The sequence below is a fragment of the Nocardia sp. NBC_01388 genome (assembly GCF_045040085.1).
Classification (GTDB): domain Bacteria; phylum Actinomycetota; class Actinomycetes; order Mycobacteriales; family Mycobacteriaceae; genus Nocardia.
Window position 1 is genome coordinate 7,351,400 of the sequence record NZ_CP109553.1, and the last position, 18,705, is coordinate 7,370,104.

The 18,705-nt window shown below is 65.8% G+C and carries 13 protein-coding genes; 2 read left to right on the top strand and 11 right to left on the bottom strand.

The window, feature by feature from the left end:
* Positions 1-539: 539 nt before the first annotated feature.
* Both OG716_RS34945 and OG716_RS34950 read right to left on the bottom strand, forming a co-directional pair.
* Positions 540-1,118 carry an endonuclease domain-containing protein gene (locus OG716_RS34945; protein ID WP_405134596.1) on the bottom strand — a complete coding sequence of 193 codons (579 nt, stop codon included), beginning with the start codon at positions 1,116-1,118 and terminating at the stop codon, positions 540-542.
* Positions 1,119-1,876: 758 nt separating this feature from the next.
* Positions 1,877-5,197, bottom strand: a complete 3,321-nt coding sequence (locus OG716_RS34950) for a BTAD domain-containing putative transcriptional regulator (protein WP_405134597.1) — start codon at positions 5,195-5,197, stop codon at positions 1,877-1,879.
* A 281-nt stretch (positions 5,198-5,478) separates the two neighbouring features.
* Between OG716_RS34950 and OG716_RS34955 the strand changes: the two genes are divergently transcribed.
* Entirely contained in the window at positions 5,479-5,685 is a 207-nt protein-coding gene (locus tag OG716_RS34955) for a hypothetical protein (RefSeq protein WP_327142327.1), read from the top strand.
* On the opposite strand, the gene OG716_RS34960 is transcribed toward OG716_RS34955, so the two are convergent.
* Positions 5,654-8,956, bottom strand: a complete 3,303-nt coding sequence (locus tag OG716_RS34960; protein WP_405134598.1) for a BTAD domain-containing putative transcriptional regulator — start codon at positions 8,954-8,956, stop codon at positions 5,654-5,656. The two genes, OG716_RS34955 and OG716_RS34960, sit on opposite strands and share 32 nt — an antisense overlap.
* Positions 8,957-9,331: 375 nt before the next feature.
* Here OG716_RS34960 and OG716_RS34965 point away from each other — a divergent pair, with 375 nt between their 5' ends.
* A complete protein-coding gene (locus OG716_RS34965; RefSeq protein ID WP_405134599.1) occupies positions 9,332-9,610 on the top strand; it encodes a hypothetical protein in 279 nt (92 codons plus the stop codon).
* Positions 9,611-9,690: 80 nt separating this feature from the next.
* Here OG716_RS34965 and OG716_RS34970 read toward each other — a convergent pair whose 3' ends face one another.
* The 8 genes from OG716_RS34970 to OG716_RS35005 all read right to left on the bottom strand — a co-directional run bounded on the left by OG716_RS34970 (position 9,691) and on the right by OG716_RS35005 (position 18,701).
* A complete protein-coding gene (locus OG716_RS34970; protein ID WP_405134600.1) occupies positions 9,691-10,923 on the bottom strand; it encodes a TetR/AcrR family transcriptional regulator in 1,233 nt (410 codons plus the stop codon).
* Between the two features lie 77 nt (positions 10,924-11,000).
* A complete protein-coding gene (locus tag OG716_RS34975) occupies positions 11,001-11,795 on the bottom strand; it encodes a hypothetical protein (RefSeq protein WP_405134601.1) in 795 nt (264 codons plus the stop codon).
* Between the two features lie 8 nt (positions 11,796-11,803).
* Positions 11,804-12,982 carry an MCE family protein gene (locus OG716_RS34980; protein ID WP_405134602.1) on the bottom strand — a complete coding sequence of 393 codons (1,179 nt, stop codon included), beginning with the start codon at positions 12,980-12,982 and terminating at the stop codon, positions 11,804-11,806.
* Positions 12,979-14,127 carry an MCE family protein gene (locus OG716_RS34985; protein WP_405134603.1) on the bottom strand — a complete coding sequence of 383 codons (1,149 nt, stop codon included), beginning with the start codon at positions 14,125-14,127 and terminating at the stop codon, positions 12,979-12,981. The genes OG716_RS34980 and OG716_RS34985 overlap by 4 nt, the downstream gene beginning before the upstream one ends.
* The gene (locus tag OG716_RS34990; RefSeq protein ID WP_405134604.1) at positions 14,124-15,230 is read right to left on the bottom strand and encodes an MCE family protein; all 1,107 of its coding nucleotides are present in this window, start codon (positions 15,228-15,230) and stop codon (positions 14,124-14,126) included. Before OG716_RS34990 ends, OG716_RS34985 begins: the two co-directional genes overlap by 4 nt.
* Entirely contained in the window at positions 15,230-16,255 is a 1,026-nt protein-coding gene (locus OG716_RS34995) for an MCE family protein (protein WP_405134605.1), read from the bottom strand. Before OG716_RS34995 ends, OG716_RS34990 begins: the two co-directional genes overlap by 1 nt.
* Positions 16,255-17,277: an MlaD family protein gene (locus OG716_RS35000; RefSeq protein WP_405134606.1), complete on the bottom strand. Its 1,023-nt coding sequence runs from the start codon at positions 17,275-17,277 to the stop codon at positions 16,255-16,257. Before OG716_RS35000 ends, OG716_RS34995 begins: the two co-directional genes overlap by 1 nt.
* The gene (locus OG716_RS35005; protein WP_405134607.1) at positions 17,274-18,701 is read right to left on the bottom strand and encodes an MCE family protein; all 1,428 of its coding nucleotides are present in this window, start codon (positions 18,699-18,701) and stop codon (positions 17,274-17,276) included. The genes OG716_RS35000 and OG716_RS35005 overlap by 4 nt, the downstream gene beginning before the upstream one ends.
* Positions 18,702-18,705: the final 4 nt, after the last annotated feature.

Sequence of the window (18,705 nt, forward strand, 5' to 3'; positions counted from 1 at the left end):
CGATCAACAACTTCCTCCTCCTGATCGCCAAGGTGCTCGGGACCGGTTCTTCGGTCACCTACCCACCTCCGGCCTGAGGACGTGAGGCTGCCAAAGCGCCGATACGCCCCGGCAGCCACACAATCCACCTGAATAAGCGCCGCGGCGTGCCGTCCACCAATCCCTGCCGGACCGGCACGCTGCGGCGTACCAGATGAATTCAATTATGGCAGCGCCACCGCGAATCCTCCGCAAAAGCCCCATCCAAACAAATGGAATACATATGTTTCATATAGTTATTCCGTAAAATCCCCACTCCACGAACATTTTTCGCAACCCCACCCGCTGCACCCGGCAACCGCTCCCGCCCCTGCCACACCCTCGGTCGCGTTTGACATCGACCACTCACCGCCGCAACCTCGGTCGTGTAGGACAGCGCCCCCTCACCGCCGTCTACCTCGGTCGTGTAGGACAGCGCCCCCTCACCGCCGTCTACCTCGGTCGTGTAGGACAGCGCCCCCTCACCGCCGTCTACCTCGGTCGCGTATGACAGCGCCCCCTCACCGCCGCCTACCTCGGTCGCGTATGACAGCGACCACCTCATCAGCGGACCGCTCCAGCTGCAGGTAGACATCAGCCGCCGCATACCGCAGCACCAACCACCCTTGCAGCACCAACCAATTCTGTCGCTGCCGATCCCGCCGGAATGCCGCCGCCCCACTGTGGAATTCCCGCCCATCGATCTCGACAATCGTCCGCGACCGCCTATGCACGAAGTCGCACACATAAGGCCCGACAGAATGATTGGCCAACAGCCGCACCCGCCGCTGCGCGACCGCCCTGGCGAATAGCCGCTCCGGCTCGGACAACGCATTGGTCGCAGCCATCCAAACCTGCCGCCGCAACCCCGGCGCCCCCACCCCACCTCCACCGCACAACTCGAGCACCGCATCCCGCTCGACGGTCTTCCCCAAGTGCGAGTCGACCAACTCGTCCGCCGCCGACTCCGGCAGTACCACAAGGCAATCCATCAGAGTCCGCGCAGCCGACGTAACCGCCACACCCCAAGCCTCATGCACATCCCTGCCCGGCAGATCCCGCCGATACAGCGTGACCCACTCCGGCACGACCCGATGCACACCCCGTGGAACTGTCGCCTCGAAAACCGCAGGCTCAGGCAACATCTCCCACAACCACCCCGCAGTCCGATGACTCAGCACGGCGCCCGGAATCCAAGCAACAACAGCAGCGCAGCGTGCCAGTGAAGTCACCCTGCCGACGCAGTAAACCCCCGGCAGTACCCGCGTATACATCCCCGCCCGACACCGATCGTCCAAGGTGGACGCCGACATCCCCGACGCGATCAACTCCTTGCGAGTCCACACCCCATGAAAACCCATACACAGCAGTCTCTTCGCCGCTGGCGACAACCACCGTGGCTGTCGCAGCCGAATGTGGACACCTGTGGATAACTCTGCCCCTGTGGAAAACCGGCCTCACCGGTCAAACATCGCCCCTGACCGGCAATAATTACCGCCCCACCTCAATCTTTGACCGCGTAGGCCGGGCACCACCAACGACCACAAGATATTTCATGACCGGTCTGGTATCTCCCTTCGTGCTCGGCCTTGCGGCGGGCGGCCTCGGGGTGTGGACCCTCGGATTGCGCGGTGCCAGTGAGCAATCCGTTGACTCGTGGGGACGGGGACAGTGTCGGACTGTGGCGAGCATCTGCGACCGGCTCGAACGTGAGGAGCGTGGTCGAGCCGGAGGTGGGGTGAATCATCGCGCGCCATCGGGCGAAACCGGTCTGAGCGGTCAAAGATCGCCCCACCGCGGCAATAATTGCCGCCCTGCGTCATTCTTTGACCGCTCAGGCCGGGGGGAGTCGTTTCGATCAGTGCGCTACGACCGTGGTGCGCCGGCGGTAACCCATGGGGTCGAGGCGGGGTGGTTGGAGGTCCGCGAGTTCAGTTCGGGTGCGGGTGGTGAGGCGCTCGGAGTTCTCTTGGTGGGTTGCTGCTCGTTCGAAGTCGCCCTGGGACATGGCGAGCATGGCCAGGACGGTGTCGGTGGTGCCGCAGACGGCGCCGGCGCCTTCCAGGCCGAGGAATGTTCCGGCGTAGGGGGCGAGTTGGCGGTACAGGGATTCGAAGTCTTCGGTGAGGCCGAGCCCGAGTGCCACGTAGGCGCGAATTCCATACTCGGCTTGTGGAAAGAGGGTGGGGCGGATGGGGGTGAATTCTCGGTAGAGCTCTTCGGCTCTGTCGTGTTGTCCCGCCGCGAGTAACGCCAAAGCGTAGAACGGTCCGCCGTAACCTGGCGCCTGCGTGTATACCTCGTGCATTTGCTCCTGCAATCCGGCCAGATCGCCACTGGCCCACGCCTGTGAGAGGGCGATGGCGGAGCGGGGGCCGCCGCTGCGGAGGAACCCGAGTTGGGCGAGCCGTTCGTCGAATTCCGTGTAGAGCCGATCCGCTCCGTCGATATCACCGCGCAGCAGTGCAAACGGTGCGGCAATGCAGCCGAGCATGAGAATCAGCTGCGGCAGTAGGGCGTCGGTGACGACCCCTAGGGCAAGTTCGGCTTGTCTGCACGCCTCTGGCAGATCCACCCGGCCGAGCGCGCAGCGGAACAGGCCGTAATGACCCAGTGCCCGATACTGATCCAGCTCGGCGCGCTCGGCCACCTCCAGCAATTCCTGCACGAGCGCCAGATCCTCGCCCGAGGTGAACCGCACCAGGGCCACGGCATTGATCGCGGCGCAGAGCAGCTCCGGATCGTCGCATACGCGCGCCTGCGCCAGCGCCGCTACCGCGTATCGATGGCTGAGCCCCGAATCACGGTAATCCCCAGCTGTTTCGATTGCGGCGGTCACGAGCAGGCGTACCCGGTCGGCATCGTCGATCTCGCCCGTCAGGCAGCTGTCGACGGCTCGCACGAGCCGCTCCCGCGGATCGAAGCCCTGCAGCGCCGGATACATGATCGGCGCCCGCCAGCAGGTGAGCGTCCGCACCAGCAGCTGCTGCTCGCCGAATGCCTGCGAGAGCTCCACGGCCCGATCGCGGATATCGCGCGCTTCGAACCAGCGACACTGGTAGGCAAGGGCATTCACCAGCGCGAGATGGGCCTCGATCACCGCCACCCGTACCTCGCGCTCGGCATGAACCGTATTGTGCCCGGCCAATTCGTGCAGTTCGATAACGGACTTCCACAACCGCACGGTATCGGCCGCCATACCCCGATCGGTATCGTGACGCGCGGCGGCCATCACGTATTCGATTGCCCGCACGGCTGTTTCGGGCCGAGCGCCGAGCGCCGCATGCCGGGCCAGCGTCTCCGGATCACGCGCCAGCCCCGGAAAATCCTCGACCCTGCCATCCAGCAGTTCCAATGCCGCCCAATGCAACCGCATCCGCCGCAACCGTGGAATCCCCAGATACACCGTGTCATGGATCAGCGCGTGGTCGAATGTGATGCGCCCGGTGCGGTCGGTGCGCACCAGCGTCGCCGCCTCCGCCTCGGCGATCAGATCGATCACCTCGTCTTCGGAGATCCCGGCGGCCTGGCTGAGCACCCGCAGATCGACGCCGTCGCCCCAGATGGCGAGATGCGCCAGGGCACTGCCGACTTCGGGCGACAGCCGCCGCAGCCGGGTGGTGATCAGCTCCCGAATGGAATCGGGCACCTCCCCGGTCTCACCCGATCCATGCTGCGCGGCAATGAGTTTGGCCATCTCCCGGACGAACAGCGGATTGCCGCCGGTCCGCCGGTGCAGCAACTCCAATGCCTCCTTGGAGATTTCCCGCAATCCGGAGCTCAAAGCCAATGTCCGCGTGGCGGCCAGATCGAGCCCGCCGAGTTCCAGCCATTCCGCGGTGCAGTGGGTGAGCGCCGCCGCGGTGGCGTGCAGCCCCTGCCCGGCCTCGGAGCCGCGCAGGGTGATCACCATGAGCACCGGCTCATCGCGCAGCCAATTCACCACCTGCCGCAGCACCTGCAGGGTCGCGGTATCCGCGCGATGCGCGTCTTCGATGAGAATGACAACCGGTCCGGCCGCAGTGCGCTGTTTACACAGACCCACCACCGTCCGCGCAATGGTGAATGCGTCACCCGCGGCCAGATTTTCGGAAGCCACCGGATCGAGCGCATTGAGCACCTCCGCCCACGCCCATGCTGGTGGCGCGCCATCCACCTCGGGACATCCACCCCGCAGAAATGTCAGCGATTCCGCACCGAGATCGGCGAGCGCGGATTCGGTGAGTGTGGTTTTTCCGGCACCCGCCTCACCCGCGATCCACACCATTTGCAAGCGTCCGGTCGCCGCGATGGCGGCGGTTTCGCGCAGCACGGTGTGTTCCCGGACATACCCGCTGTGCTCCCGGGTGCGCCGAATTCGAATGGCGGGCGCGGGCCCGGTCGGAGCTTCCGCACCAGCGAGAGTTTCGGAGTGGCTGAGGATGGCCGCCTCCAACTCCCGCAGCGCCGGACTCGGATCGATTCCGTAGTGCTCGCCGAGAAATTCGCGAGAGTGCCGCAGTGTCGAGAGCGCCTGCGCCTGCTGCCCGATGCGGTATTGCGCGGTGGCGAGCAGCCGGGCGATTTCCTCGCGCTCGGGATGTTCGTCGAGCAGGGTGCGCAGTTCGATGGTGACTTCGGTGGGCCGATTGAGATCGAGTTCGACGGCGGCGCGCATTTCGGCCGCGGTCAATCGCAGATCGGTGAGGCGATCGGCATCCTGTGCGGCCCACCCGAATGTGGTGAGCCCTTCGAACGCGGCGCCGTTCCAGCACCGGAGTGCGGCATCGAGGGCATTGCGCCGTTCGACCGGATCCGCCAGCCCGCCGGGCGCGCGCAACCGCTGCTCATAGGAGCGCATCAGCGCTTCGAATTGCCAGGCGTCCACCGATTCAGGCGCGAGTTTCAGTGCGTAACCGGACGATTCGGACACCAAGTACTGAGATCTGGCTCGCCTCGGCCTATCTGGTTCGATCAGCCGGCGCAGATTGTGAATGTGCACCTGCAGCACCGATGCGGCTGTCGGCGGCGGATTGCCCTCCCACAGATCGTCGATGAGCCGATCCGTAGCGGCCGAGCGCCCACCGGCGGCGACCAAACGGGCCAGGACGGCGCGCAACATGGTCGCACCCAATCCGACCGGTCGGTCGTCCACAATCAACTGAATGGGCCCGAGTACGCGTACCTGCGGTTCCGTCATGCTCCGCGACAACCTCCGAGCCGGTCTTCCTCGAGCGGAAAGGGTTGTGAAACAGCGATTATTCCACCGGTTACCGGCCCGAATGACCTGAAATCACGGTTCGAATTAGACTCGCCGACCTTGGTTCGTTCATTGGCGAATGATTGGCAAATATATTCATGGGAAGAAACGTCCGAATCTGCCGCGAAAGTCCAAGTGTCCGTGGCGGTGATGACTTTCCGTGTACTCGCTGATCGATAGCTACGCAGTGTTGGCCCCCAAGTGAAGTGGAGAGGAACAGCATGAGCCGGAGCGAAAAGACCGAACCGAACACCGTAGGCCTCTACTGGGACCGTGACGGCGATATCTGGCAGCGTGAGGACGGCGGCTGGCGTCTCATCCTGCAAAGCGGTATCGCCGTGGATCCGGTCTCGGTGTGGGACTGGGACAGCGGCTGTGTGCGCGACTACGCGCCGTTCACGCCGATGTCGTCATTCGCGGCCGGCTGACCTCCCGGTCGATCACCGCCAGATCGGCGCGCATTCGTAAGAGCAGGGCTTCGGCACGGGCCCGATGGATAGCGGCCTTCTTCGTATTGCCCAGCGCTACCGCCAAATCGGCGAGCGTACTGTCCATCGGGCCGAGATGCAGGCAAAGCCCGGTCTCGATGCCCGCGATGGTTTCGCTGTGCCCCGCGAGTTGCTCGTACAGTCCGCGAATTTCCTCGCGATCGCCGAACTCGATCGCCGCGTGCGCCCGCAGTACCGCGAAGGTGTTCGGCCACACGTACGGGAAGACCCGCGGATACCGGTCGTACACCGCGCGGGCGCGGTCACGCCCACCGGCGTGCAGCAGCGTCATGGTGTACACCGGCGCCGCGATTTCCGGCGCCAACTCGAACAGTTCGGTCACCGGTTCGATCAGTCGGGATAGATCACCCTGCGCCCAGGCCAGCGAGACCTCGCCCATCAGCAGCACGCCCGCGGCATCGGCGAGCCCGCGTTGCGCCAGCCGGGTGAAGCGCTCTTCGAAGGCGCGCCGGGCCGCCGGCAGATCGCCGCGCAGCATGGCCGCCTCGAAACCGAAAAGCCCCAGCGCATCGAGAATCTGCTGGAGCTGACCGTCGGTGGCGTCCTCCAGCGCGAGCGCGGCATGGTCGGCCGCCGCCCGCAGATCGCTCTCGCAGAGCGCGGCGCGATACAGCGAGTAGTGCGCGACGGCCCGGTACTCGCCGAGCCCGGCCGCCTCGGCAATCCGCAGCATCTCCGCGGCCGGTTCGCGCGGGCTGCCCTGCAGCAGCGCGAAGATCTGGATATTGAGCGCCCAGCACAGCAATTCGGGCTCGCCGACGGCCCGTGCGAGCTGTACGGCCCGTTCGGCGGCCGCCCAGGTTTCCCGGGTCCGCGCCGCCACCGCGGTATCGAGGACGATGGAAAGCAGCAATCGTGCCTGCGTCTCGCGCGGGAGCTCCGTCATGACGACCGGACCGAGTATCTCGGTGAGAACGGGCGTGGGCGTGCCCGCCTCGGCAAGCGTCCACATATTCGGCACCCGCCAACTGGTGTGCGCTCGAATCAGCAGCTGCCGATCGTCCAGCCGCCGGGCGAGTGCGATTGCCCGCTGCCGTTCACCGCGGGCATCGAGCAGCCGCCCCTGATAGGCCAGCGCATTGACCAGTTCGCAGTGCGCCTCCAACACCATGGCCTGCTCGCCCGGTGCGGCGTGATCCCCGGTGTGCCCGGCCAATTCGTGCAGCTCGATCGCGGACTGCCACAGCCGCACGGTATCCGCCCGCATGGCGCGCTCCATGCTGCGAGCGATCGCCGCCCGCACGTATTCGATGGCCCGGGAAGCCGTTTCGGGCCCCGCGCCGAGAATCGCATGATGCGCCAGCATGTCCGGATCGCGGGCCAGACCCGGATACCTGTCCTCGGACGCCTCCAGCAGTTGTAAGGCGGCCCAATGCATTCGGACCCGCCGCAGCATGGGGATGCGCCGATAGACGGTGTCCTGGATGAGCGTGTGATCGAAGGTGATGCGCCCTGTCCGGTCCGTACGGACCAGCCCCGCGGATTCGGCCGCCGCGATCAGATCGATCAGCTCCTCCTCGCTCACCCCCGCGGCCCGGCTGAGAATGCGCAGGTCCACGCCCTCGCCCCAGATCGCCAGCTGCTGCAGCGCGGCGATCACCGGGTCGGGAAGGTTGCCGAAGCGCTGATTGATCAGTTCCCGGATGGTGTCGGGCACCTCGTCCAGCACGACGTCGGAACCTTGGGCCGCAAGCAGTTTCGCGATCTCCCGGATGAACAGCGGATTGCCGCCGGTGCGCCGGTGCAGCCGCGCCAGTGATTCGTCGGTCAGCGCGCCGAGTCCGGCGGCCTGGGCGACGGCGCGCGTGGTAGCCAGATCGAGCCCCGTCAGCTCCAGCCACGCGGCGGTGTGATGGGCCAGCGCGCCCGCGGTGGCGTGCAGCCCCGGACCGGCTTCGGCCCCGCGCAGGGTGATCAGAATGAGCACCGGTTCATCGCGCAACCAGTTCACCGTCTGCCGCAGCACCTGCAGGGTGGCGGTATCGGCGCGATGGGTGTCCTCGAGCAGTATGAGCACCGGCCCGGACGCGGTGCGCTGCCGGCAGGCGCTGACCACCGTGCGGGCAATGGTGAAGGCATCATCGGTCGCGAACAGATCCGGTTGCGCGCCATCGGTTTCGAGTCCGGCGCGGATTTCCGACCACGCCCACGCCGGGGGCGCGCCGTCCACTTCCGGACAGCCGCCGCGCACCGCGGTCCACTGCTGCGCGGCGAGTTCGGTGAGCACGGATTCGGCGAGCGTGGTCTTACCGGCTCCGGGCGCACCGGCGACCCAGATCGTCTGCAGATGACCGCCGCGAACCTCCGCCGCCACCCGATGCAGAGTGTCGCGCTCATTGCCGTAGCCGCTGTAGGACGGTGCCTTTCGCACCGGCTTGATCGGCGCCGGCGGCGAAATCACTGCGGGGGTGAGCATCTCGGCGTGATCCAGGATGGCGATTTCCAGTTCCCGCAGTGCCGGACCGGGATCGATGCCGTATTCCTCGCCGAGATACTCCCGCGTCCGCCGCAGCGTCGCCAGCGCCTGGGCCTGCTGCCCGCTCCGGTACTGCGCGGTGGCGAGCAGCCGCGCGCATTCCTCACGTTCGGGATGCTGGTCGAAGAGTGCGCGCAGTTCCGCGGCCACCTCGGCCGGATGACCCAGATCGAGTTCCACCTGGGCGCGGCGCTCGGCGGTGGCGAGTTGTAAGTCGCTGAGCCGGTTGGCTTCCCGCCCGGCCCATCCGAAGAGCGTGAGCCCCTCGTAGGGTGCGCCGTTCCAGCAGGCGAGCGCCGCATCGAGCAGTTCGCGCCGTTCCCTCGGGGCCGGCGGATCGGCGTGATCGCGCAGCCGCTGATCGTAGTGTCGCAGCTGGGCTTCGAAATGCCAGGCGTCGACCGCATGGGTATCGAGTTTCAGTGCGTAGCCGAGGGATTCGTTCACCACGTAGCGAGCGGCCGCGCGGCGCGGGCGGTCGGGTTCGAAGTGCCGGCGCAGATTGTGAATGTGCACCTGCAGCACGGAGGCGGCGCTGGGCGGCGGTTTGCCCTCCCAGAGATCGTCGATGAGCTGGTCGGCGGTGACGGCATGCCCGCCGGCGGCCACCAGGCGGGCGAGTACCGCCCGCAACATGGTGGCGCCCAGTCCGACCGGTCGGTCGTCGACGATCAATCGAATCGGCCCGAGCACCTGCACGCGTGGCTGCGCCATGATCGTCGACACCCTTCCACACCGGATTGGTCGAGCCGGAATGTCCGTCACCTCGAACGTTGGCACACCGCGAGCAACCCGGGACCGAAATACCCGGCAATTTCAGGACTTTCATGGGTAGTGGTCCGACTGTTACAGTGACAGCAAACTTTTGGCGAATAAACTCGCGCGAAAGTAGTGGCCGAATTCGCACGGAAGAGTCCCAGAAGTGGCGCGTTGAATACTTGTGTTCACAACGCCACGAAGGGAAATCCGATGGTCACCACTCGCGGTAACTGCCGAACAGCACAGAGTCACCGGTACGAGACGAAGCCGCCCGCTCCGCGCGGCGACCATCCGCAGTCCGTTGCTCGTAAGTTGCTGGGAGAAAACACAATGAACGATGAATTTGCCCCGACGTGGATGTGCGCGCCGACCGCGGCTGCCGCCCCCAATGGAGACTCCGCCGGGCCCAGCAGCACCGAACCCCACCTGGCCGGTCTGTACTGGGACCGGGACGGTGATATCTGGCAGCGGGAGGATGCCGGCTGGCGGCTGATCCTGCAGAGTGGGATCTCTGTCGATCCGATCTCGGTATGGGGGTGGGAGAGCGGACATGTGCGCGACTACGCGCCGTTCACCCCCGTGTCGTCATTCGCGACAGCCGACGGGTAGCAGTGCCCAATGCCCGTCCGGCTGTAGCGGACCGGACACGTAGCGTGCCCGGTCGCGACGGTGACCGGTGCCCTGAGTACTCAGGGTTCCGGCACCGCCGCTTCGACCACCCGTGCCGTACCGAAGAGCGTGATCTCCATGAGCCGAATCACTCGCTCCTGCGGGCAGATTCGCTGATTGTCGCCGAAGACGCGACCCATATCGACGACCAGCCCGAAACCGGCGTGCACCAGAATGCGCGCCTCGCCCTCGGACAGCTCCGGCCGCACCGCGACCAGCAGGCGCACCCATTCGGCCACGATCAGCCGCTGCACATTGCGCAGCATGGTGCGTTCCTCGGGCGAAACATGGCCGAACTCGGCGTAATAGACGAAGGTCAGCTCGCGCTCGGCGAAGGAGCCCGCGACATAGAGATCGATGAGCTTGGTGAGCGCTTCGCCGGGAGCCGACGAGGACGCCACCGCCGGGCCGATCGCCCCCGACACCCGATCGGCCGCGCGCCGGAAGGCCGCCGCCAGTAGATCACCCTTGCTGCGGTAGTAGCGGTACACCGCGGAGGCCGCCGACAGATCGGCCGCCGTGGCAATGTCCTCCACACTCACATTGGGATAGCCGCGCTGGTGGAAGAGTTCCACCGCCTTCTTCAGCAGCAGTTCATGCTTGAACGACTGCGGAATCTCGGTGGCGCGCGGCGTGGTCGCGGCGGTGCCAGGCGGCGGCAGTTCGCCGTCGATGAGCGGACCGCAGGTCGAATGCAGCAGTGCGGTCAGCGGTTTCGCCGGAAGTGCGGCGTGGTGGTCGCCGATGCTGCTGATCACGCTGAAGAGCGCCACCGCCCGCAATGCGCGCTCGTGCTCGTCGAGTTCCGGGCGCACATCCCCGATGAGCCCGCGCAGCACGCTCAGCGCCTCGGCGAACTGATCGGACAGCGTCTGGCGGTCGGTCTCGTCGAGATACCGCTGCTCCCAGCGCACCAGGGTGACGGTGGCGCGATTGGCGATGGTCTCGGAGATGATCTTGTCGAGCACGCTCTCCAGTCGCGCGCGGGGACTGAGCCCATCGGACTCGTCCGGCGGGGTGACCGAATCGAGGGTGAGCTGCCCGAGCCGCAGCAACTCCTCCCGGAACAGCGCGTACTTGCTCGGATAGTGCCGATACAGCGCGGCCGAGGAGATGCCCAGGCGTGCGGCGATATCCTCCATGCTCACACCGTGGTAGCCGAGCGAGCCGAAAGCGGCCGCCGAGGTGGCGGCGATCTGGGCGCGCCGGTTCTTCGGGCGGCGGCGGATCACGCGCTGCTCCTCGACATTCATGTCGGCTATCGTAGCCACCAGGTCTTTTGTGTCCCTGCCGGGTTGGCGGCGGCCATCCGGCGGCAGGCGGTCCCGGGTCACGGCAGCGGCTGTTGCGACAGTGGGGAATTGACCTTGTTCACCAGCCAGCGATCGCCGTGCCGTTCCAGCCGCATGACCATGGAGAGCTGGCCGGGCGCGGGCTTGTTCTGCGTACCCAGGCTGGTGATGGTCTGGCCGATCACCACGATGGCCTCCGCCGAATCCCGGTCCCCGGCCCGCACCGCGCACTGCACATCGGTCGCCTTCGACACCACCTGGCCCTGCGAGAGCACATCGCGCAGATCCTTGCTGGTCGAGTCGAACTGCTTGCGCCACTCACCGGTCGCCCCGTCGAGCACCGCGGTGAAGTAGGCGTCCAGGTTCTTGGCTTCATAGGTGGCGAGCACCGGCGCATACGCGCAGGCCGCGGTCTGCGCCGCCTGATGGGCGTCGAGGACGTCCTGCTTGTCCTTGTTCTGGACGTAGAAGAACACGCTCGAGGCCACCGCCGCGCCGGCGACAACCGCCACCGCCGCACGAGCCACGATCCGCCCGCCGCGTCCGAGAGAAGGCACTTTCGGCACCGCGAACCGCCGCGCCCCCTCGGTAATCGGCTCCGAATCATCCTCGGCCGCAATAGTTTCAGGTTCGGACTCCGCCGACGACAGTGCGGGTTCGGGCGCTACCGACGGCAATGCAGGCCCGGACTCCACCGATGGCAGCGCAGGTGCGGCGTCCGCGGATGCGGTGGGCGCGCTGTCCGCGATTGTGCCGGGCTCGCCTGGTGACTGCGCGGGCTCGGACTCCACACTGTCGGCGGCGGTCTCGTGGTCGAGGTCGATCTCGCTCATGATCGTTCCTATCGGGTGGGTACGGGCTGGGAGAGTTCATTGCCGGTGACACCGGGCGGGGCGCTCGCGCCGTTGTCGGGCACATCCGGTCGTGGCGCATTGGCGGAACCGCGGACCTGCAGCGCCGGATTGCTGGTGACGCAGTAGTTGTAGAGCCGCACCCGGGTATCGACCTGCGCGTCGGTGGGAACCACCGGGATGGTGTCGTATTCGCAGGTCGGCCGCGGCCACGGATCGACCAGCGTGTTGTACGCGCCGTCGTGCGCGGGAATGCCCAGCGCTTCGGAGCCCACCCGAAGTGCCGGGAAGAGCGCGGCGATCGCCGGGGCCCGCAGTTTGGCGGCCTTGGTGACCGCCACGAAATTGGTGACCAGATCCGTCATCGGGTCCTGGGTCCGGGACAGGAAGTCGCCGAAGGTGGTGAGCTGCCCCGGCCCCTGCTGCAGCAGCGTGCGCAATTCCTGATCGGCTGCGGTCATTTGATCGAACAGCGCACTGCCCGCCTTGGTGAGCGTGCTCAGATCCGGCTGTGCGTGCTGGGTGGTATCGGCGATGACCTCGAGATTCTCGATGAGCTGCCGGGTCTGCGGCAGCAGATCGGTGAGCCCCGACATGGCCCGGCTGAGCCCGGAGATCATATTGCGCAGCCGATCCGGACCACCCGCCAGCGCCTTGTCGAGCTCGTCGATAATGACGTTCAGCCGATCCGGATTCATCCCGCCGATGAGATTGCCCAGATTCGCGAACACCGACTGAATCTGCACCGGCACAGTGGTTCCGGCGCGCTCCACCACCGAACCGCCGTGCAGATAGGGCCCGGTATCGGAGTCCGGCCGGAAGTCCAGGTACTGCTCACCCGCCGCCGACAACCGCCCGATGGCCACGGTGCCGCCCACGGGAATCCTTGCCGAATCATCGATTTCGGCAATGGCCGCGACGCCGTCCCCGGACGCCTTGACAGAACTGACCTTCCCGACCCGCACGCCGCGGAAGTTCACGTCATTGCCGGCCGCGAGGCCGCCGGCGGTGGCGAATTCGACTGTCACATCGTAGGTATGCGGAATCGGATTGAACCGCAGCACATATCCGCCGATATAGCCGCAGCCCACAATCAGCACGGCGACCAGGCCCAGATTGGCGATGCCGATGCGACGACGCAGAATCCACAGCCACAGAGGGGAATTCACCGATCGCCTCCCGGTGCGGGCGCAGGTGCGGGCGCGGGCGCAGCATCGGGTTGTCCGGGGGGACTGGTGAGCCGCCCGAACACCTTCTCCAGCACCTGCGTCAGACTGCCGATGAACTGCCCGGCATCGCCGAGCTCCGGCCAGCGACTACCACTGGGATCGCTGAGCGCACCGATGCTCAAGTAGGAGACGGTCGCCGCGACCGCGAGCGTCGGCCCCCGGAAACTGGCCATGAGCGAGGGATACAGCTTGTCCAGCCCGTCGAGAGTGCCGTTCAGATTATCGCCCATCTGGGTGAACCCGGACATGAGCGACTGAATGCTGTTGAACAGACTCACGAATTGCGGTCCGGTCGTATCGGAGAAGTCGCCGAGCGCCTGCATGGTGGTGGACACCTTGGTCAGCAGATCCACGATCTTCTGATTGTTCTCGGTGAAGAGCCCGATCAGCTGCGGGAAGGTATCGGCGGCCTGGCCGAGTTCGGCTTTACGTCTTGCCAATTCGCCGGTGAGGCTGTTCATACCGCCGAGCACATTGTCGATATCGCCGGTGCGATTGTTCAATGCCGTGATGACACTGGTCATTTCGGTGATGAGATGCGACAGCTCGGGCGCGCGCCCGGCGAACATGGAGTCCATCTGACTGGTGATCTTCGCCGCCTGATTGATGCCACCGCCATTGAGCAGCAGCGAGATCGACATCATGAGCTGTTCCACCGAGGCCCCGGCCGAGGTGTGATCGGCGCCGATGGTCTCGCCCTCGCGCAGCGGCTCCCCGGCCTCCTGTGCCGAGGGCAGCGACATGGCCACGAACATATCGCCGAGCGGAGTGGCCTGCCGCAGTTCGGCGGTGGTGCCGTGCGGCAGCTGGATGTCCTTGCGAATCAGCATCTGGATATCGGCGATGTAATTGGTCGTCTTGATCTTGGTGACCACGCCGATATCGGTGCCGCCGATCTTCACGTGCGCCCGGTCGGGCAGGTTCAGGGCGTCATTGAAGGTGGCGTGAATGGTGTAGCCCGGCCCGCCGATACCGGGCTTGGGCAGCGGCACCTGATCCACGGTGACCGCACAGCTCGTCGCGCCGGTGAGCGCGGCGGTGGTCAGTGCGGCAACGGCGAGCGAGCGCACATGTCTTCTGGTCATTGTGGATTCGCAATCCCGAGCAGGGCGGCGGTGAGTCCGAAGTCCGGCCCGAAGTCCTCGACCCTGCCGGTGCGGCAGCCATCGGAGCGGATGAGCAGCCGCTGGCAGAAGGTCGAGAGCACCTCACTGTCGAGCACGGATTTGTCCAGCAGTCCGTGCAGGCGCAGCGCCTGATGCTCCCGGCTGGTGGCATTGGAGATGTTCTGGAACAGCAGCGGCGCGACATCGACGATTTCGGTGAGACCCCGTGCGTTGGTGCGCATCTGGCTGGTGATCGCGACGAACCTGGTGAGCGCACCCGCCAGCTGGTCCCTATTGTCGCCGACCAAAGTCGCTGTGTTGGTGACGAAGTCGTCGAGCTGCCGCAGTACCGCCTGCAAACCCGGCGCCTGCTCACCCATGAGGTTCACCAGATCGGTGAGCCGCCCGCTGAAATCGCGCACCGTCTGGTCATTGGACGCGATGACCTGGGTGACGTCATTGAGTTTGATAATTGTGTTGGAGATCTGGTCCTTGTTCGCGAAGGTCACCTCGAAGGCCGAGGACAGTGCGTCCAGGGTGCCCCGCAGCCGATCGCCATTGCCGTTCAACAGCGGGAACAGCACCCGGCTGGCCATCGGCCCGGTCTGGTTGTCGCCCTTCAGCGCCGCACCCAGCTGATCGAAATTCGCCAGAATCCGATCCAGTTCCACCGGAACCCTGGTGCGCTCCTTCGGAATATAGGCATTGTCGCCGAGCGTCGGCCCGTCGCCGGTGTAGGCCGGCGCCAGCTCTACGTGGCGATTGGTGATCAACTGCGGATTCACCAGCGCCGCAATGGCATCCGCCGGAATCTTCACACCCCGGTCGACCGACATGACAACCTGCACATAACTGCCCTTGGCTGTCACCGATTCGACATCGCCGATCGGCACCCCGAGCACCGAAACCTCATTGCCCGCATAGAGTCCGGCCACATTGTCGAAGTCCGCGGTAATGCGCATGCGATTGCCCAGGTACTCCTCGGGCAGTGCGGTCAGGCTCGCGGGCAGTAGCGAACAGCCCGATCCGACCGTCGCCACCACGCAGATCGCGGCAAGCTTGGCAATCAGACGGAGTTTCATTATTTGCACCCACTCACGGCCTGCGCGAAGCACAACCAGTTGTCCGGGAAGATCCAGGGCGCGTACACATCCCCGTACGGTCCGTTGCCGAGCACATTGTTGAACTGCCGCAGGGCGACCGGCATGATCTCGTACAGCCGGTCCAGATTGGCCTTGTTCTTCTCCAGGCCCTGGGACATGGTGTTGAGATTGCCGATGAGCGGCCCCAGCTGGCCGTTGTTCTCCAGGCCCATCTGCTGCAGCAGCTGTGACAGCGACGCCACATTGTCGAGCAGCTGTTTCAGTAGCGTCTGCCGCTGCTGCACCGCCGTGCCGATAGCCTCACCGCGGGTCAGCAGCAGGAGCACGCTGTTCTGATTGTCGGCCGCCAGCTGCGACACCGTATCCATGCCCTCGAGCAGGCTGTCCACCTCGTCCCGCCGATCATTGATGACCTTGGCCAGCGCGCCGACGCTGTCGAGCGCCTGCACCGCCAGTTCGGGGGAGCTGCCCATCTGCTGATCGACCACATCCAGCGCCTGCCGCAGCTTCTGCGGGTCGATGCGCTCGATGTGCTCGAACGAGGACTTGTACTGCGGATCCTGAATGACCTTGCCGAGGTTGTAAGGGACAGTGGTGTTTTCGAGCTTGATCCGATCACCGGACAGTGCTGTTCCCTTGCCCGGCGTCAGGTCCACATGCAGCCGGCCCAGGATGGTGGACATCTTGATCGCGGCCTTCGCATCCGCGCCCAGGTGCACATCACGGTGCACCTTCAGATCCACCAGCACTTTGCCGTTGTCGAGCTTGACGGCGGTGACCGAGCCGACCTCGATACCGGAGATATCCACCGTCGCACCGGGGCGCAGCCCGGCGGCCTGCGCGAATTCGGCGTGAATCGTCTTGTCGCCCAGGCGTGCCTGACTGAATGCCGTCGAGCCGATGAGCAGCAGCGCTACGAATCCGGACGCGTACAGCCCGAGTCGCAGAGAGCGATTGCGCAGAAATCCGGGGTACCGGATCGCGGGTAGTCGTAGTCGTTTCATTACCGGCACACCTCCGATTGGGCGGGTCCGCCGATTTGCGAGAACACTCCCGGCGGCAGGGCAACACCCCACAGCGACACATCCAGGCGGCAGATGTACGCATTGCCGTACGCGCCGTAACTGCTGAAACGGGCGACCCCATTGAGGAAGTCGGGCAATTGCACGGCGGCCCGATCCAGCGACGCGCCATTGGTCAGCAGCAGGGCGATCCCGCTGGTGGCGTCGGTCTGCGCCTGCGCCATGCCGGGCTTGACCTGGGCGATGATTCCGACCAGCGAATCCGTCGCGGTGGCAACATGATCCACCGAACTCTTCAGTGATTCGCCCTGCGAATACAGCGCCTCGGTCAGCGCCCGGGTCTGAGTGATCAGGGTTTCCAGCTCGCCGCTGCGGTGGGCCAGGCCCGAGACCACACTGCTGAGATTGGACACCACATCGCCGAGAATCTGATCGCGCTGCCCGAAGGTGCCCGCCAGCTGTGCGGCCTGGGTGACCAGCGCGCTCAGTGATACCCCATTGCCCTGTAGCGCCTGAATGAGCGTCTCCGACAGCGAGTTGATCTGATCCGGTTGCAGCACACTGAACAGCGGCTCGAACCCGGACAGCAGGGTGGAGACATCGAACGACGGCTCGGTGTGCTCCAGCGGGATCTGCCCGCCCGGTGCGAGTAGCTGCCCGGCATCCTTCCCCGGCATCAGTGCGATATAGCGCTGTCCGATGAGATTCTGATACCTGACCAGCGCCTTCGTCGTGGTGCTCAGATGTTGAGCGTCCTGGATGCGCAGGGCCACCCGGGCGCGGTACTCATCGCCGAATTCGATCTTGTCCACTCGCCCGACCCGCACCCCGGCCATGCGGACGTCGTCACCGACGCGCAGGCCCAGGACATCGGAGAAGACGGCGGAGTAATTGGCGGTGCTACCCGGCACGGACCGCTGCAGGGTGGACCAGATGGTGTAGGTCAGCAGCACCGCGACAATCGCGAAGAGACTGAAGCCCGCCAGGGACTTTCCGGATTTCATGCGGCACCTCCGGACTCGGACGGCACCAGCGACCCACCGGCCAGTACGGGGCCGAGCAGTAGCAGCTGAGCCGCGGTGGGCCTGCCGCCGACCAGTGCGGCCACGGCGGCACTGCCCCGCAGTCCTGCGGGTTGTGCTGTGGCAGGCGAGGATTCGTTCAGCGCCGCCGGAGCGGTGATACCGGGTATGGACGGCAGTCCCGGAATCGCGGGCAGGTTCGGCAGTGACAGTCCCGGAATGCTCGGCAACCCGGGGATGCCCGGCGCATTCGCCCCCGGCGATGTCACCGGAGCCGGTCCGGCGGCGTCGAGATGCTGCGGCTGCAACTGTTGCGGATACTGCTGTGCCGGAGCGACTTCCGGCACGGTGGCACCGCCGCAGCGTGGTCCCGCCTGATCGCCGTAGTGCGGGCAATCCTTGGCCGTGTACTGCTGGAACGGCGTGAAGGTCACATCCATCTTCCACACCATTTGCTTCTTGGGACCGAAGCTGAACGCGCCCTGCAATCGCTGTAGCGCGGTATTGAGATTGGCGACCGTATAGGGAATGGCCTGCGGGTCCTGGGCCAGTGAGCCGAAGAGCTGATCCAGGCCCGACACCAGGAACTTGCCGGAATCGGGATTGCGGGCGAAGAGCGCATTGACCTGGTCCAGCGTGGCGCCGCCGGTGGTCAGCAGTGCGACCAGATTCGCGCGCTGCTCGGTGAGCGTGCGCGCGGTCGTCACCGACTTCGCCAGCATCCCCACGAGATCCGGCGCGGAGACGCTGAGCGCGGTGGCGGCCCGCCCGAGATCGCCGAGCATATTGCCGATGCCGGGAATGGCATGGACCTCGGTCATCCAATTGTCGAGTCGCTCGATGGTCGAGCCCGGCACCCGCGACTGCGGATCCAGTGCCGCGGACAGCGTGCCCAGCACCCGGCCGAGCTTCTCCGGCTGAATGTTCTGCAGCACATTGCGCAGCACATTCAGGGTGGTCTGCAATTGGACCGTGCCCGCGCTGGTGTCCTCCGGAATAGTGGCTCCCGCGTGCAGGGTCTGCTGGGTGGGTGCGGTATCGACCAGCTCGACGGCGGTCACGCCGAAGATGTTGTTCGGGATCACCCGAGCCGCGACGTTCGCCGGAATAGTGCCCGCCGCAGCGGGTTTCAGTACCAAGCGCGCCTGCTGCCGTTCCCCCCTGGCCATGACCTCGACGGATTCGACGCGGCCGACCACCATGCCCCGGAACTTCACATCGGCGCGGGCGGGCAGGCCGTCGCCGGTACTGGTGAGCAGTGCGGTGACCGGCACCTTGTCTTCGAAACGCCCGTTGTAGCGCAGCGCCAGCAGATACAGCAGCAGGGCCAGCGCGGTCATCATGGCCAGCCCGGCCAGCGACAGCTGCCGGGCCGTGGGCCCGCGCCCACTCGGATCGAGCAACATATTC